The 622-nt window shown below is 36.5% G+C and carries 1 protein-coding gene; it reads left to right on the forward strand.

The genetic code is table 11. The annotated features are described in order from the left end of the window. A partial coding sequence (locus tag ACFIML_RS09265; protein ID WP_375688042.1) for a 5'-3' exonuclease H3TH domain-containing protein occupies positions 1-622 on the forward strand: 622 nt, incomplete at both ends.

The following is a 622-nucleotide window of genomic DNA, read 5'->3' on the forward strand; positions in this document are numbered from 1 at the left end:
GGAAACAGATTTATCCACAATATAAAGCTAATCGGGAGACACCTCCTGAAGACCTTATTCCTCAATTTGCTCTAATACGCCAAGCAACAAGAGCTTTTAATTTGCCTTGTATCGAAAAGGAAGGATTTGAAGCCGATGATTTAATTGCTACCTATGCAACACTAGCAACAAAGATTGGAGCAAAAACGACGATTATCTCTTCTGATAAAGATCTTATGCAATTAGTAAATACGCATGTATCTTTATATGATGGAATGAAAGATAAGCATATAGGTATTTCTGAGGTTATAGAGAAATGGGGTGTCGGTCTTGAAAAAATGGTCGATTTGCAAGCTTTGATTGGAGATCCGACACATAATGTTCCCGGAATTCCAGGAATTGGTCCCAAAACTGCAGCCCAATTGTTAGATCAATTTGATTCTCTTGATCTTTTGTTACAGCGAGTGACAGAAGTTAAGCAAACAAAACGACGTGAAAATATTCAAATTTATAGTGAACAAGCAAAAATTTCTCGTGAACTCGTTCGACTTAAAACAGATGTACCTGTAGATAATGATTTAGATGATTTTGTTTTAGAATCACAGGATGGTCCACGCTTAATAGCGTTTCTTAAAGCGATGGA

Origin of the sequence: Bartonella sp. AC62GZZY, from assembly GCF_042196525.1 — a bacterium.
Classification (GTDB): Bacteria; Pseudomonadota; Alphaproteobacteria; order Rhizobiales; family Rhizobiaceae; genus Bartonella.